Annotated in this window: 9 protein-coding genes; 5 read left to right on the top strand and 4 right to left on the bottom strand. The window is 71.2% G+C overall.

The genetic code is table 11. The annotated features are described in order from the left end of the window. The first annotated feature begins 107 nt into the window (after positions 1–107). The 5 genes from WME73_RS02120 (at position 108) to WME73_RS02100 (ending at position 6648) form a co-directional block, all read left to right on the top strand. Positions 108–836: a GTP-binding protein gene (locus tag WME73_RS02120; RefSeq protein WP_012233021.1), complete on the top strand. Its 729-nt coding sequence runs from the start codon at positions 108–110 to the stop codon at positions 834–836. Continuing rightward, complete coding sequence (locus WME73_RS02115) at positions 833–2437, top strand: sensor histidine kinase (protein ID WP_437743903.1); 1605 nt, start codon at positions 833–835, stop codon at positions 2435–2437. The genes WME73_RS02120 and WME73_RS02115 overlap by 4 nt, the downstream gene beginning before the upstream one ends. Next, complete coding sequence (thiL, locus tag WME73_RS02110) at positions 2434–3423, top strand: thiamine-phosphate kinase (protein ID WP_437914593.1); 990 nt, start codon at positions 2434–2436, stop codon at positions 3421–3423. The genes WME73_RS02115 and thiL overlap by 4 nt, the downstream gene beginning before the upstream one ends. Before the next feature lie 531 nt (positions 3424–3954). Then, positions 3955–5511: an AAA family ATPase gene (locus WME73_RS02105; RefSeq protein ID WP_437914592.1), complete on the top strand. Its 1557-nt coding sequence runs from the start codon at positions 3955–3957 to the stop codon at positions 5509–5511. Positions 5512–5517: 6 nt separating this feature from the next. Next, positions 5518–6648, top strand: a complete 1131-nt coding sequence (locus tag WME73_RS02100; protein ID WP_437914591.1) for a hypothetical protein — start codon at positions 5518–5520, stop codon at positions 6646–6648. Between the two features lie 126 nt (positions 6649–6774). Here WME73_RS02100 and WME73_RS02095 read toward each other — a convergent pair whose 3' ends face one another. The 4 genes from WME73_RS02095 to sppA form a co-directional block, all read right to left on the bottom strand. Further along, positions 6775–7563 carry a hypothetical protein gene (locus WME73_RS02095; RefSeq protein ID WP_437743899.1) on the bottom strand — a complete coding sequence of 263 codons (789 nt, stop codon included), beginning with the start codon at positions 7561–7563 and terminating at the stop codon, positions 6775–6777. A gap of 192 nt (positions 7564–7755) precedes the next feature. Next, complete coding sequence (locus tag WME73_RS02090) at positions 7756–8274, bottom strand: hypothetical protein (protein ID WP_437914590.1); 519 nt, start codon at positions 8272–8274, stop codon at positions 7756–7758. 341 nt (positions 8275–8615) lie between these two features. Next, positions 8616–12035, bottom strand: coding sequence for a vitamin B12-dependent ribonucleotide reductase (locus WME73_RS02085; RefSeq protein WP_437743897.1), 3420 nt, complete (start codon positions 12033–12035; stop codon positions 8616–8618). 507 nt (positions 12036–12542) lie between these two features. Next, complete coding sequence (sppA, locus tag WME73_RS02080) at positions 12543–14351, bottom strand: signal peptide peptidase SppA (protein ID WP_437914589.1); 1809 nt, start codon at positions 14349–14351, stop codon at positions 12543–12545. Positions 14352–14571: the final 220 nt, after the last annotated feature.

Genomic DNA, 14571 nt, shown 5'->3' with positions numbered 1-14571 from the left:
CGGGGCGCACGCCTCCTGACAAGGGAGGAGACCCGGCCCAGCCCGGCCTCCTCCGCCATGCGCCGTGGCCATATCCAATCGTCGGGCGCTCATGCGAGAATGCGGCCGTGCAGCTCGACTTCGCAGCCCGTGAAGTGACGATCAAGCTCGTCTATTACGGCCCGGCGCTCAGCGGCAAGACGACGAACCTCGTCTCGCTGCACGGCCTCGCCGGGTCAGACGCTCGCGGACGGCTGATGACGCTCGAGACGCAGGACGATCGCACGCTGTTCTTCGATCTCCTGCCGCTCACCTTCCGCGCGAAGGACGGCGACGTCTCGCTCCGCATCAAGCTGTTCACCGTGCCCGGCCAGCCGATGCACGCCGCCACCCGGAGGCTCGTGCTCCAGGGCGCGGACGGGGTCGCGCTGATCGCCGACTCTCAGATCTCCGAGACGCAGCGCAACGCCGAGGCGTTCTTCGATCTCCGCCAGAACCTGCGAGAGAACGGCCTCGATCTCGCGAGGATGCCGCTCGTCATCCAGTTCAACAAGCGCGACCTGCCCGACATCCGGAGCGACGAGGAGCTGGCGCGGCTCGCCGCGCGGGGCAAGGAGCCGGTGTACAAGGCCGTCGCGACCCGCGGCGTGGGCACGGTGGAGACGCTCATGGGTCTTCTCCACCTCACGTGGGAGACGCTCGATCAGACGCATCAGCTCTCGAAGCGGCTGTCGATCAGCGGCGAGGAGCTCCTGAACAGCGCGGCGCGCCAGCTCGGGGTGACGAGCTCGGTGAACGACCTCCTCGCGAGGCGCATGGGCGGCAGCCTCGAGAAGAGCTCCCGGATCGTTCCATGAGGCCCGACGCCCACAAGGGGACGCCGGCGGATTTCGGTCTCGACGACGAGGATCTCCTCAGCATGCCGGGCTCCGCGCCGATGCCGTCGGCGCGCGTCGCGGACGGGCCCGGCTCCTCGAAGCGCGACGGCGCGTCCAGCGCGCCTGAGCCCTCGACGCTGCCTCCCCCCGCGGCGGCGCCGGTGGTCGACCTGGTCGGCATCGGCCCCCTCTCGCTCGAGGATCTCGTGGATCGCCAGGCACTCGGGGAGATGGCGGCGTCATTTCACAAGCTGTTCGGCTTGCCGATCCGGATCCAATCGATCAACGGCGCCACGCTCGCGGAGTCGGGCGCGCTCGCGCCGCTCCCGCCGCTCGGCGGCCTGACCGGCGAGCAGGAAGGCCGGCGGGCGAGCGTGGCGCCGGCGGATCGGACGGCAAAACAAGGCGCGTCGGCCAGCAGCGAGGTCGCGGATCCCTGCTTCGAGGGCGCGCTCTACCAGGTGTTCCCGATCGAGTACGACGGGCGTGCGATCGGCCGGTCGATCCTGGGCCCCTACCTGCCCGACGGCCTCGACGATCTCCCTGTCGCGCAGATCGAGGCGGCGTCCCAGCTCGATCTCGCGCCTGCGGCGGAGGGGCGGCTGCGGATGCCGCGGCTCCGGCCGGAGCGGCTCGGCGCGATCGCGGACCACCTCCGCTCGGTCCTCGATCTGATCCTGTTCAGCGGGCACAAATCGCTCCTCACCTCGACGATGCACGTCGCGTCGATCCGCGAGAGCTTCCGTGAGCTGTCGCAGAAGAACGCGGAGCTGGAGCAGGCGTACGAGCGGCTGAAGGAGCTCGACCGGCTCAAGTCGAACTTCCTGGCCACGGTGTCGCACGAGCTCCGGACCCCGCTCACGTCGATCATGGGGTACAGCGAGATGCTCGCCGAGGGCATCGGCGGACCTCTGACCGATGAGCAGCGCGAGTTCATCGATACGATCCGGTCGAAGAGCGAGCAGCTGCTCGGGCTCATCATGAGCCTCCTGGACCTCTCGAAGCTGGAGAGCGGCACGTTGATCGTGCATCGCACCGAGGTGGCCGTCGGCCCGGTGCTCGTCGAGGCGGCGTCGACCATCGCGCCAGCTGCCTCGAAGAAGGGCGTCGAGCTCCGGATCCAGGCCGAGGACGATCTCCCGCCGGTGCTGGGGGACGGCGACCGGCTGCGCCAGGTGTTCATCAACCTCGTCGAGAACGCGGTGAAGTTCACCGAGGCGGGGGGCGAGGTGCTGCTCGTCGCGCGCGCCGTGAGCGAGGACATGGACGACCTCCCCGGGCTGGTGCTCGTCGCGCCTCTCCAGCAGGCGGTCGAGATCCGCGTCGTGGACACGGGCATCGGCATCCCTGCCGGCGAGCGGCTGAAGGTATTCGACCCGTTCTACCAGATCGATCAGAGCTCGACGCGGGAGCACGGCGGCACGGGGCTTGGTCTCTCGATCGTCAAGCGCCTGGTCGAGGCGCACAGCGGCACGGTGCGCATCGAGCCGAACGAGCCGCGCGGCACGGTGTTCGTGGTCAAGCTGCCGACGGTCGCTGGCTCGCCTGCGAACAGCGTCCTGCCGCCCATCTTCCAATGAGCGGGCGCTCCGAGTGGAAGCGCATCGACATGCTGCGCGCCGTGCTCGGGGGTGCGGCCGGCGATCATGTTCTGTGCGGCATCGGCGATGACGCCGCGATCCTCGCGCCCCTGGCCCCGCGGGGCGGCGCCCTCCCGGGCGCCCCGGAGCCGCTCGTCTGGACGGTCGACAGCGCCGTCGAGGGCGTCCATTTCCGGCGCGATCTCCTGGGCTTCGAGGATCTCGGCTACCGCGCGACGATGGCCGCGGCGAGCGATCTCGCGGCGATGGGGGCGCGCCCTGTCGGCCTGCTGGCCGCGCTGGTGCTTCCTCCGAGCGTGAGCGACGACGAGCTCGGCGCGCTGGCGAGGGGTCAGCGCGCCGCGTGCGACGAGATCGGCACGGCGGTCATCGGCGGGAATCTCTCGCGGGGCGGCGAGATCTCGATCACCACGACGGCGCTCGGCGTCGCGGCTCTGCCGCTCAGGCGCGACGGCGCGCGGCCCGGCGACGCGCTCGCGCTGGCCGGTCCGGTCGGCCTCGCCGCGGCCGGTTTTGCGCTGCTCGATCGCGGCATCGCGCCGGCCAGCGCCGCGGCCGAGCAGGCGATCCGCGCGTTCCGCCGCCCGGTGGCGCGCATCGACGCGGGCCTCCGCGCGGCGGGGCGCGCCCGCGCGGCGATCGACGTCTCCGACGGCCTCGTCGCGGATGTGGCGCACCTCGCGCGCGCGAGCGGCGTGCGCGCGCTGCTCGATCCTGCGGCGCTCGTGAGCGCCGACCTCCGCGACGCCGCCGCGCTGCTCGGCGTGGACGCGCTGGATCTCGCGCTGTACGGCGGCGAGGACTACGCGGTCGTGGTCGCGGGCCCCGACGTCGGGGAGCTCGCCGGCTTCGTGGCGATCGGCCGCTGCGTGCCGCGCGAGGAGGGCGCGAGCGACGTGGCGTTGCTCGGACCGGGCGGGCAGCTCACGGACCTCGTGGCGCGGGGGTACGACCACTTCGCCTGAGTCTGTCTGTTCCAGCAACAGCGCTCGCGATCCCGCCTGGCGTTCTCCCAGCCGCGTCCGCGGCGCTCGCGAGCGCTCCTGGGGCGCTCCCAGCCGCGTCCGCGGCGCTCGCGAGCGCTCCTGGGGTTCTCCCAGCGGCGTCCGCGGCGCTCGCGAGCGCTCCTGGGGTTCTCCCGGCCGTGTCCGCGGCGCTCGCGATCACGCCTGGAGCAGGACACGGCCAGCAGCGAAGCAAGGAGCAGGGACGCGACGCATGCTCACGGGGCCGCACGGCGTCTCGCCGATCCCCTTCGACGCACGGGCCCAACCTTGCGCGCCGTGCCCGTCGGGCGCTGCCCGTGCCACGCTTCGTTTTCCGGGCGTTCCTTCCCGTTGCGGCGACGGTGCGCCGGCCGAACCCGAAACAGGCGAGGCGCCCGCGGGCGACCAGGTACCGGGCCAGCGGAGGCAGGCGGCGCGCGGCACCGCTCGATCCCGGGCGCCCCCTGCCCCGTTCTTGACCGCTTGCGACCCGTTCGCTACCCGAGTCAGGTGAGCCTCGAAGCGTTCGGCGTGAAGAACCTGCGGTGCCTGACGGACACCGGCCTCGTGCCGATCCGGCCCATCACCGTCCTGGTCGGCCGCAACAGCTCGGGCAAGAGCACATTCCTTCGAGCGTTCCCGCTGCTCCGGCAGAGCGTGGAGACGCCCCGAGACAGCCCGATCCTCTGGTATCACGAGCGGTATGTGGATTTTGGCTCGCTGAAGGACGCCGCCTCCAGTCGGCTCGTCGAGCCGGAGGTAACCTTCCAATTCCGGCTGCGGCTGCCAGAGCAGGCACAGGTCGCTCTCGGCGACCCTGCCTTCGACATCGCGGTGACGCTCGCCGGAGGCGAGACCCCTCATGTGAAGGGCTACGAAATTGGCGCCGAGGGCCATGTCGTCCGATGGGAGCTCGACGCCACGGGCCGGCTCCTCAGGCTCGTTGCGAACGACGAGACCATCCAGACCGAAGCGCCTCTCTCGCTGGGAACGAAGTCGTACCTGCTGCCGACCTTGCAACCAGGCACGGAGCCGACGCTGAGCTACCACCAGGTGCCGGAAGGGCTCGTACCCGAGGCGATCGACTACCAGACGAAGGCAGATACGGTCCTGCTCAAGCCGCTCGCCGCGTTGCTCGTTCCTTTTTTTCACGGAAACACGTCGGCGGACACGATCGACACGGTGGCCGACGAGGTGTTGCTTGGCAAACGAAGCGCCATGCTGAAGCGGCTCGCCTCCCTCTCGAATCACACTCGATTTCAGAAAAAGGTGGGCGATCTCAGCCCCGGCGACGACGAGTTCGAGCGCATCGCCTCCGCGGCAGCGGCACGCATCTCGCCCTACATCATCGAGGCAGCCGATCTCGTCCTCGCCGACCTCATGAGCCGCGTCGCGTACCTCAAGCCCCTCCGCGTGAGCCCGGAGCGCGCCTACCGCATCCAGAACCTCGCCGTCGATGAGGTGGATCCCGACGGCAAGAACCTCCCCATGTTCCTGCGCTCGCTCTCCACCCCCGAGGCGGAGGACTTCGCCCGCTTCACCCAGACCACGCTGGACTTCGAGACGAAGGTCCGCACGACCGGGATCCACGCCGAGATCCTCGTCAAGGAGGGCCCGGCCAAGGGCTTCGTCAACCTCGTCGATGTGGGCTTCGGCTACTCCGAGGTCCTCCCGCTGGCCGCCGCCCTCTGGGCGGCGTGCATCCGCCCCCGCATGCAGAAGCGGGCCCCCGCGCCGCTCGTCGCGATCGAGCAGCCCGAGCTGCACCTCCACCCCGCCGCCCAGGCGAAGCTCGCGCGAATGCTCGTGGAGGCGGTGTCCGGAAGCGGCTCGAAGATCATCGTGGAGACGCACAGCGAGTCGCTGATCAACGGCCTCGGCAAGCTGATCCATGAGGGCCATCTGAAGGCCGAGGACGTGCAGATCGTCCTCTTCGACAAGGACGAGGAGACCGGCGAGGCCGAGGTGCGCCTCGCCGGCTACCGCGACAGCGGCGCCCTCCACGACTGGCCCTACGGCTTCCTGTCCCCCGTCGCCGACCGACGTGTACGCTCCGCGGCGGAGTGACGCGCGGTGCTTCTCCACCTCCACGAGTCCGCGGCGGCGGATGCGCTCTCGAACAGCGCCACCGCGCGAAGCTCGCACGCGTCCATCGAGAACCTGCTCCTCGCGCACTTCGATGGCAATCACGTGATCTCGCTGCGCCCCGAGGACACCGAGGCGCTCCTCGGCTCGGCGCACGGCTGGTCCCCGCGCGCGCGGCGAGCCCTCCAGCACGTGGACGAGAACTTCGCCCAGATCGCCGGCCTGCGTGACGAGGTCCCCTGGTCGATCGAGCTGGGAATCGGCGCGGCGTTCGACGGGACGGCGCGCGAGGTTCCAGGCGGCCGGAAGGTGATCCGCGCGCCGCTCTCGGCTTTCGACCGGACCCACAAGACGGCGTGCTGCGTGCTCCTCGGCGAGAACCGGACCGACGCGGGCCTGTTCGCAGAGCTCGGCATCATGATGCTGGCCCAGCGTCACTGGGAGGCGATCGACATGGTCCACGAGGCTCGCGGCGGCGGCGGAGACACGATCGCGAGCGAGTTCCGAGGCCTCGCTGATCAGGGTCGCATCGTGCTCGCCATCGGAGATACCGATCAGCGACACCCGGGTGGCGCCGTCGGCGGCACGTACCGCAAGCTGGCCGAGGCCGCCAAGGACCGTCCGACCTACCAGCGCGCCCGCCCGCTCCACGTGCGCACGGCAGAGGCGCTGGTGCCGCTCGCGATCTACCGCGAGGTGCTCTCGTCCCCCGAGCGCCTCACCCGCATCGACAGGATCGCCCAGCTGCTCCGCTCCGCGCCGGCCGACGTCCTCCGCTATGCGCACCTCAAGGACGGGCTCCGGCTCCACCAGATCGACAACCCGAGGACGCCGGAGGAGGGCAAGTACTGGCGCCCAATCGCGAAGAACTGCGGGCGTGACCGCTGCAACCAGGCATCCTGCGAGCAGTGCACGAAGCGGGAAGAGTGCAAGTGCTACGTCGTCGACGCGCTCGGCGCGGACGCGCTCTCGGACGTCGTGAGCTGGGTGCAAGCCCGCAAGTCGAAGCGAGATCTCGCCAAGCGCTTTCACCTGCTCGAGGACGAGGACGCCGCCCTGAAAGAGCTCGCCGACGAGGTGCTGGCCTTCGGCCTCGCGCTCGCGCCGCTCTCGACGTGAGATCCGAGCGCCTGCTGTCCCGAGAGGCGCTCCCGGCCGCGTCCGTGGCGCTCGCGAGCGCTCCTGGGGTTCTCCCGGCCGCGTCCGCGGCGCTCGTGCTCGCGCCCGTCGCCGCGGCGACGGCGCTCACCCGCCGAGCGGCGCGGCCTCCTCGGGCGCCACCGGGGCCTCGCCACCCGGCTCCGCCGGCGGCGCGTCGGCCTCGATCTGGCCGGGACGCCGCGAGGACGGGCGCACCCGCGCGGCCAGCTCCGGGTGACCGGCGAGCCGGAACAGCCCCACGAGGAACGTCGCGGCGCGGCTGAACCGCTCGTCGTACGCCGCGATCGCAGCGGTCTTGGCGAGCAGCGTCGCCTCGGCCTCGCGCGCCTCGCGGGCCACATCTTTCAGGTGGCCGCGGAGCGCGCCGCGCAGGCCCTCGATCCGGAGCACCGTCTCCTCGGCGTCCCAGCGGATCCCCTTGCGGCGCGGCTTCGGCAGGTCCCTGGCGCCGAGCGCGCGCGCCACCTCGCCGGCGAAGCGCTCCAGCTGCGCCGGGTCGCGCGGCGTCGCGTCCGTGAAGCCGAGGCGCGCCAGCGCCGCGGCGCCGTACAGGCCGGTGAGCCACTCGCGGAGCTCGGTCAGCTCGGTGTACAGCGCGGCGGCGGCCTCGTCGCGGGCCTCCCGCGGGGCCGCGTCGTCGGCGAGCTCCGCCTGGTGCGCCTCGTCGGCCGCCACCATGCGATCGCGCGCCTCGGCGAGGGCGCGCGCGACGATGTGCGTGAAGAGCGAGACGTCCGGCATCTTCTCTCCCTTGCGCAGGTGCGGAGAGAGCAGCGCCTCGAGCTCCGCGGCGATCCGGCCGGCGTGGGTCTCGCCGGACGCGACGACGGAGTTGGCGCTCTTCTGACGATCGGTGACCAGCTTCGAGGGCATGACAGCTCCTTCCCATGAGGATCGATGCGCGGCGGCGGGCGCCATCGCCCGCCGCTGCGGCGCGGACGAACGCCGCGCGACCACACATGGCGGAGTCCGGCCGCGCGCCCTCAAGCAGCCGGCAGGGTTCCGGCTCTCGTGCTCGCCGGATCGGGGCGGGGTGCCGGTACCCGGGACGAGACGTCGCCCGGCTCAGTTGCACTCGGCGGGCGGCGTGGTCCCGCCGAGGCTCGCTCGGATCTGGGTGAGCGCCTTGGCGCGCGGGGTCTTCCCGCTCTTCACGAGCTTCTCGATCCCGGCGCAGAGATGCGATGCCGTCGCCGCCTTCGACTTCGCTTCCGGCGACTTGCCCGACTTGGTGGCGACGGCGTGGAGCGCCGTGCAGCACGCCTGGATGGAGGCGCCTCCCCCCCGTGACGTCGCCGTCCCCGCCGCCCCCTCGGCCGTCGCCGCCCCTGCATCGGCTGCCGCCGCAGCCCCGGCGGAAGCCGCCGCCGCGGGCTCCTGGCCCGCCGCGGGCTCCTGCGTCGCCGCCGCCGTCGGGGTCGCAGCGGGCGTCGGGGTCGCCGGCACCGGATCGGCCGCCACGGGCGCGACCGTCGGTGTAGGCGCGGGGATCGTCTCCGGCTCTGCTTCTTCTTTCCGGCAGGAGCTAGACAGGATGCTGCAGACAACAACGACGAAGGCGATGGACGAACGCGACCGGATCATGCCTCCGTCTTCTACAGAGCTTCTCCGAGCGCATCCATACGGCTGCCCGAGTACAAGCCCGTACGGCCCCACCCGCAGCGCTCCCGCGCCCGCCTCACCTCAAAACGCTCCGCGATCACCCTCACTCCCCCCTTCCCCCCCGAGTCGGCGGGGGTGGGGGTGACGAGGGAGGGGCCGGCGGGGGAGGGCCCCACGAACCCGAGCGCCGGCCCGCATCGCAGCGAGTCGCTGCAAGCCCAGCTCTCCCCGTTCACGAGGCAGCAGCCACGAAAAGGCGCGAGTTCGTGGGAGGGCCCCCCGCCGGCCCCTCCCTCGTCACCCCCACCCCCGCCCGTCGCAGCTCAGCTGCACCCCATGCTGTTGCCGCAGTTGAGGCACTTGTAGCAGGCCCCGTTCCTCACGGTGATGTGCCCGCAGCCGTCGCAGACCGGCGCGTCGCCCATCATGTCCTCGAGCTGCGCGTCGAGCGCGCTCGCCGTCCGTCCGCCGCCCTCGACCAGCGCCACCGCGGCCGGCGCGGTTGGCGAGAACGACGCCGCGCCGCTCTCCTGCGCCCGCGACTCGACAGGGTCCTCCATGGCCGAGGTGACCGGCTGGACGTGCGCGAGATCGTAGCGGTTCAGGTACTCGACTCCGAGCACGCGGAAGAGGTAGTCCACGATCGACGTCGACATCTTCACGTAGTCGTGCCCCTCGACGATGCCCTGCGGCTCGAAGCGGGTGAAGGTGTACTGCTCGACGAAGGTCTCGAGCGGCACGCCGTACTGGAGCCCGATCGACACCGCCATCGCGAAGCAGTTCATCATCGAGCGGAACGCGGCGCCCTCCTTGTGGAGGTCGATGAAGATCTCGCCGAGCGTCCCGTCGTCGTACTCGCCGGTGCGGAGGTAGATCTTGTGCCCGCCGACGCGCGCCTCCTGCGTGAAGCCCTTGCGCTTCCTGGGCAGGCGGAACCGCTCGGGCGCCGCCGCCGAGGGCGAGCGCGGGCGCGCCTGGCTCGCCAGCGCGGTCGCTGCCTGGACGATGGGCGCGGCGACCTCGGCCTTGTCGGCCTTGCCCTTGCTCTCCTTGCTGTCGCTCGAGCTCGAGGTCGACGAGAGCGGCTGCGACGCCTTGCAGCCGTCGCGGTAGAGCGCGACCGCCTTGAGCCCGAGGCGCCACCCCTCCTCGTAGATCCGCTGCACCTCCTCGACCGTCGCGTCGTTCGGCAGGTTCACTGTCTTCGAGATGGCGCCGGACAGGAACGGCTGCGCGGCCGCCATCATGCGGACGTGCGCCATCGGCGCGAGGTACCGCCGGCCCTTCTTGCCGCAGCGGTTGGCGCAGTCGAACACCGCGTAGTGCTCCTCGCGCAGGTGAGGCGCCCCCTCCACCGTCATGCGGCCGATGATCGTCTCGTTCGCCTCCTCGATCTCCGCGGCCGAGAAGCCGAGGTGCTGGAGCAGCGAGAAGCCGAAGCGCGCCCGTGACTCCTTGGAGACGCCGAGCCTGTCATAGGCCTCCTCGCCGAGGATCCAGGGGCCGAAGGCGAGATCCAGATCGAAGACGCCCGGGATCGCGGCCTCGACCTTCGCGAGGTCGTCGCTCGTGAGCCCCCGCGCCTTGAGCGACGCCCGGTTCACGTGCGGCGCCGCCAGGAGCGTGTTCGTGCCGGAGACGTAGGCGACGATCTCCTGCACCTCGGCCTCGGGGTAGCCGAGCCGCCGGAGCGCCTCGGGCACGGACTGGTTCACGATCTTGAAGTAGCCGCCGCCGGCGAGCTTCTTGAACTTCACGAGCGAGAAGTCGGGCTCGATGCCCGTCGTGTCGCAGTCCATCAGGAGGCCGATGGTGCCGGTCGGGGCGAGCACCGTCGCCTGGGCGTTGCGGTAGCCGTGCTCCTGCCCGATCCGGACCGCCTCGTCCCAGTCGGCGCACGCGGCCCGCCAGAGCGACTCCGGGCAGCGGTCGCGGTCGATCGCGTAGGCGGCGTCCCGGTGCATGCCCATCACCCGGAGCATCGGCTCGCGGTTCCTGGCGAAGCCGGCGAACGGCCCCTTCGCGGCGGCGATCTCCGCCGAGACCCGGTAGGCGTGGCCGCAGAGGATCGCGGTGAGCGCGCCCGCGACCGAGCGCCCCTGATCGGAGTCGTACGGGATGCCCTGCAGCATGAGCAGGGTGCCGAGGTTGGCGTAACCGAGCCCGAGCGGGCGGTAGTCGTGCGAGTTCTTCGCGATGCCGCGGGTCGGGTACGCCGAGAAGTCGACGAGGATCTCCTGCGCGACGAAGAACACCCGCACCGCGTGGCGGTAGCCCTCGATGTCGAACGAGCCGTCCTCGCGGAGGAACTTGGTGAGGTTCAGGCTCGCCAGGTTGCAGGCCGAGTCGTCGAGGAACATGTACTCCGAGCACGGGTTCGAGGCGTTGATGCGCGCCGTGTTCGGGCAGGTGTGCCAGCGGTTGATGGTCGTGTCGTACTGCACGCCCGGATCGGCGCAGCCCCACGCCGCCTCGGCGATCTGGCGCCAGAGATCCTTGGCGCTCAGCGTGTCGACGACCTCGCCGGTCGTCCGGGAGCGCGTCTCCCACGCCGCGCCCGTCGCCGCCGCGCGCATGAACTCGTCGCTCACGCGCACGGAGTTGTTCGAGTTCTGCCCGCTCACCGTGTGGTACGCCTCGCCGTTGAAGTCGGAGGGGTACCCCGCGCCGATGAGCGCCATCGCCTTCTTCTCCTCGCGGACCTTCCACTGGATGAAGTCGACGATCTCCGGGTGGTCCATGTCGAGGCAGACCATCTTCGCGGCGCGTCGCGTCGTGCCGCCGCTCTTGGTCGCGCCGGCGGCGCGGTCGAACACCTCGAGGAAGCTCATGAGCCCCGAGCTCGTCCCGCCGCCCGAGAGCTTCTCCTGCTTCCCGCGGATCGAGCTGAAGTTTGTCCCCGTCCCCGACCCGTACTTGAACAGCCGGGCCTCGCTCTTCACGAGGTCGTAGATGCTCATCAGGTCGTCCTGGACCGCCTGGATGAAGCACGCGGAGCACTGCGGCCGCTCGTAGGCGTTCCGGGTCTCGACGATGTCGTCGACCGCGCCCGCCCCGTTCGTTCGAGGCGCCGACGCCTTCCCGTTGGCGCTCCCGTTCCCCGCGTCGGCCGAGGCCTCGTTCCAGGCGTAGTTGCCGCCCGACCCCTCGATGCCGTACCGGTGGTAGAGCCCGCAGTTGAACCAGACGGGCGAGTTGAACGCGCCGTACTGATGGACGAGCAGGTAGGCGAGCTCCGCCTCGAAGGTGTCCGCGTCCTTCGCCGAGGCGAAGTAGCCACCGAAGTGCTCACCCGCTTCGCGGATGGTGCGCGCTAGCCGATGGACGACCTGGCGGACGCTCGTCTCGCCGAGCTCCTTCTTGCCGTGGATCCCCGCCTTGCGGAAGTACTTGGAGACGACGATGTCGGTCGCTAGTTGCGACCAGCCGGCGGGGATCTCGGCCCCTTCCATCTTGAAGACGACCGAGCCGTCGGGGTTGGTGATGACGCTCGATCGGCGCTCCCAGGTGACCTCATCGAGCGGATCCGCGGCCCGGTGCGTGAACCGCCGGTCGAACCCGAGCCCGCGCGGGCGCGAGGCCCCTTTCTTCGTGCCCTTCTTCGAGGCTGCGCCGTCGACCTGCGCCTTGGCGGCCCCCCCGGTCACCGGACGAGCCCCCCCCTCTTCCTTCGTCCGTGCCGCCATCTTGCCGTTCCCGGCGGGGAGCTTACCGCCGTCACCCACAACTGCCGACTGGGCCATTTCCAAGTCCTCCTGTGAACCACCGCACCTGGCGGTGACCCGGGTCCTACCGAAAGCACAAAGAGTTCCCTGGAGAACTCCGAGGCCTCATCGCCTCGATCTCCACAGGTCTCGTCGCTTCTCCCCTACTACCTGCTCAAACGTTCCGTCTTCAGACCAGTGAGCATAGTTTCAGGTGCCATGCCTGAAAGGCGTGCGCCGACATGCGGGAGCGCCTGACCGCTTGCTATCCAAACTCGCGAACGGTCCGTGCGTCAAGGAGAACCGCTACATGTTGGGATCTCCCTCCGAACAGGGCCCACATATAGGGCCTCTCTGTCCGGTACGGGATTCCTAGCGATCCGTGATCAGTTCTGAACAGGTGCTACCCACCGGGCGCACAGATTACGCACAGCTTCTCCCGCGAGAAAATCCGCCTCTTCCCGGGAACGCGCCTAACCAACCAGCAGCTCTTCCATGGAGCCGTGGGCGTGGGCGCGTGCTGGGGCCCCGCCCGGCCGTCGCCATCTAGTCCAGGTCGTCGGCCTCCGCGCAATACGCGAGCACCCGCTCCCCCTCGCAGTGGATGGCGAGCGCCACCTCCTGGGCGATCCCTCGGAGCCCGACGAGCTCGAGCAGCGTGGGCACCGGCGCCGGCAGCAGCGGTGGAGGTGGGATGTACCGCGACGCGCGCACGATGGCCGGCTCGATGGCCGCCGCCTTGGGCCCGATCATCTGGCGCAGCTCGTGGAGCGCCCGCTCGAACCCGCCGAGCATGTCGACGAGGCCGCGCGCCTGCGCGTCGGCGCCGCTGTAGACGCGCCCCTGCGCGAGCGGCTCGATCTCCTCGACCGGGCGGCGGCGGCCGCGGGCGACGACGCGGAGGAACGCGGCATAGATCGCGTCGAGCTCGCGCTCCACCACCGCCCGCTCCCCCGCGTCGAGCTTGCGCGACGGCGAGAACAGGTCGGCCCGCGCGCCGCGCTTCACGACGTCGGTCGAGATGCCGAGGCGCTCGAGCAGCGGACCGAGCGCGAAGCGCGCCGAGACCACGCCGATGCTCCCCGTGATCGTCTGCGGCTGCGCGACGATCGCGTGCGCGGCCGCCGCCACGTAGTAGCCGCCGCTCGCCGCCACGTTCGACAGGCATGCGACGACGGGCTTCACCTCCGCGAGGCGGGTGACCTCGTGGTGGATCCTGTCGGACGCGAGCGCGGAGCCGCCCGGCGAGTCGACGTGGAGGATGACCCCCTGGACGCGCGGGTTCTGCCGCGCCGCGCGCAGGCTCGCGACGAGCCGCTCCTCGCTGGCCAGGGAGGCGCCCCGGAAGCGGGCGCGGCTGACGATCGCGCCGTGCACCTCGATGACGCCGAGGACGGGCCGAGGCCACACCGGCGTCATCGAGAGGGCGCGCCGCGCGCCCAGGTAGCGGCCCGCCGCCACGAGGCGGCTCTTCGAATGCCGCGCGGCGGCGCGAGCTCCTGCGCCTCCTCCACCCGATGCGCGGTCCGCGTTTTCCGCGCCGATCTCGGCGCGGCGCGGCGCCGCGGTCGCGCAGGGGAGCGACCCCGCCGCGAGCATGTGCTCGAGCTCGTCCTCGTACGCGACCGCGTCGACGATGCCTCGCGCGACGGCCTGCTCCGCGCCGAAGGGGGCCTCGTCGATCCACAGCGCGGCCGTCTCGCGATCGACGCGGCGCCCCTGGGCGAGCGCCGCGGTCAGGTCCCCGAGGCGCCCGTCGAGCAGGGCGCCCACCTGCTCGCGCTGCGCGGCGCTCATCGTGTCCCGCACGAGCACCTCGCCGGCGTTCTTGTACATCCCCTTCGCGAACACCTCGGGCTCGACGCCGACCTGCTCCAGGGCGCGGCGCACGTAGCGGCCCTCCACCGCGAACCCGAGCGGCGACACCATCGTCTCGGGCCCGACGACGATGGCCCGCGCGGCCGAGGCGAGCAGGAGCATCGTGGTGTCGGCGCCCATCGGCAGGTAGGCGACGATGTCCTTGCCCCCCGCCCGGATCTCGAGGAGCGCGTCCCGCAGCGAGGCCGCCACCGCCGGCCCCGCGTGCACCGACCGCATCCGGAGGAGCAGCCCCGCCGGGCGCGGATCCTTCATCAGGTGCTTGCCGAGCTCGCGGACGCGCTCCACCGAGAGCGGAGCCCTCTTCCTCGGACGCCACGGGAGCGCGAGGCGGACCCGGGGGGGCTGCAGGTCGACCACGCGGCCATCGATTTCGAGGACGACATACCCGCCCCGGGGTGCAGCAAACGCCCAGCGGAGCGCGCTGACGGGGAGCAGCAGCAGGCGGAGGAGATTGACGAGCAGGGCAGCGATCACCGGAGGCTCCTCGGAATCAGGGGATGGGCGACGGAAAGGCGGCTCGGCGTCCGCCGGCGGTCACGATGGGGTGGGGGGAGACAGGGTGTGCAGGAACCGGTCCGCGCGGCACGAGATCCGGTGGTGAGGTCGGCGCCGCCTGGCCCCGGCGGTGGAACTGGAAAGAGAGAGCGTGACGCAAGGGGCCACCCTGTGGCTACACTGTCGCTCCAAGTTTCGA

Source organism: Sorangium sp. So ce302 (assembly GCF_051530145.1).
GTDB lineage: Bacteria > Myxococcota_A > Polyangia > Polyangiales > Polyangiaceae > Sorangium > Sorangium cellulosum_B.
Note: the sequence above shows the minus strand (reverse complement) of the source record. Positions and strands in the feature narration are given on the sequence as shown.